The sequence below is a fragment of the Pseudomonas morbosilactucae genome (assembly GCF_023241715.1).
Taxonomy (GTDB): domain Bacteria; phylum Pseudomonadota; class Gammaproteobacteria; order Pseudomonadales; family Pseudomonadaceae; genus Aquipseudomonas; species Aquipseudomonas morbosilactucae.
This window is the reverse complement of record NZ_JALQCW010000150.1, coordinates 1-1306: the sequence shown is the minus strand read 5'-3', so window position 1 is coordinate 1306 and position 1306 is coordinate 1. Positions and strand designations below refer to the sequence as shown.

At 69.6% G+C, this 1306-nt stretch carries 2 protein-coding genes; both read right to left on the bottom strand.

Annotated elements, in window-relative coordinates; genetic code table 11:
- On the bottom strand, positions 1-521 hold a 521-nt coding region (locus tag M1B34_RS33605; RefSeq protein WP_268267426.1), incomplete at its 3' end, for an HlyD family secretion protein.
- A gap of 32 nt (positions 522-553) precedes the next feature.
- Positions 554-1306 (bottom strand): TolC family protein (locus M1B34_RS33600; protein ID WP_268267425.1); only part of this gene is annotated, 753 nt, incomplete at its 5' end.

The following is a 1306-nucleotide window of genomic DNA, read 5'->3' as shown; positions in this document are numbered from 1 at the left end:
GCGGCCAGGGCGGCCGCCGCTTGCCGGGACTGGGCCTCGGCCTGCTCCAGTTGCTGGGCGCTGCTGACGTCCTGACGGGCCAGTTGGCGTTGCCGATGGATCTGCTGCTCGGCCCGTCGCGATTCAGCCTCGGCCGCGCCAACCCCGGCCTGAGCCTGGGCAATCAGGCTTTGCTGTTGTTGCTGGCGCGCGACGAGGTTGGCGATACGAGCCTGCTGGGCACGGGTAGCGGCCTGGGCTTCTTGCAGCGCGGCTTCAGCCTGCTGCAGCCGAGCCTGATAGTCGCTGTCATCGATCCGCGCCAACACGGTGCCGGCCTTGAGCGGCTGGTTATCCTGCACGTCTACCGTCGCCAGGTAACCAGCCACACGCGGGGCTACGGTGACGATGTCGGCCCTCAAATAGGCGTTGTCGGTGGCCACCAGAAAGCGTCCGTTGAACCACCAGTGAAGGCCCCAGGCCAATGCCAGCAGCAGTAAAAGCGCCGCGCCAACATAGTTGAGGAGGCGACGTCGGGTCATGGGGCGGGCCATCGGAGGGGCGGCTTGATCGGTCATTGCATAGGCTCACGGGCAGGTCGGACGGAAGATTGAGGGGCAGGCCCGGTGGCGTCGGGCAAGGCGATGGCCGGCGCATCCCGCCAACCGCCGCCCATGACCTTGAACAGCAGCACCTGGGCGTCGATCACGCGGGCATCGGCCGCGGCCGACTGGCTGCGGGCCTCCACGTCACGGCGCAGGGCATCCAGCTCGTCCAGGGCACTGGTGGCCCCGGCCGCACGGGCCAACGCGGCGAGACGCCGGGCTTCGGCGTAATGCCTGGCCGCCTGGTGCAGGGCCTGTTGGCGTTGCAGGGCGCCCTGGTAATCACCCAGGGCCTGCTGTTGTTCTTTCAGGGCCAGCAAAATGCGCTGGTCAAAACGCGCCAGGGCCGCACTTTCCCGGGCACTGGCCTGGGCGATACGGGCGCGGGCGGCGCTGATATTGGGAAAGCTCCAGGACAGCAGCGGCCCCAGTTGCCAGACGCTGGCGCCACCGGCATCCAGGCCATCGGGATGGTGGGCGGAGCTGGAAACACCGGCGCCCAAAGCAATGCGCGGGTACAGCTCGGCCCTGGCCACGCCGATCCGCGCCGTGGCGGCCGCCAACTGACGCTCGGCCTGACGCACATCGGGGCGTCGCCGCAGCATCGCCAGCCCGTCGGCTTGGGGCAGCGGCGCCAGCATTTCAGGCGCTGCGGTGCAGGCCCGAGCCTCAGTCGGCACCTCGGCGGGCAGGCGGCCCATCCACACCGCCAGCTCGGCCAG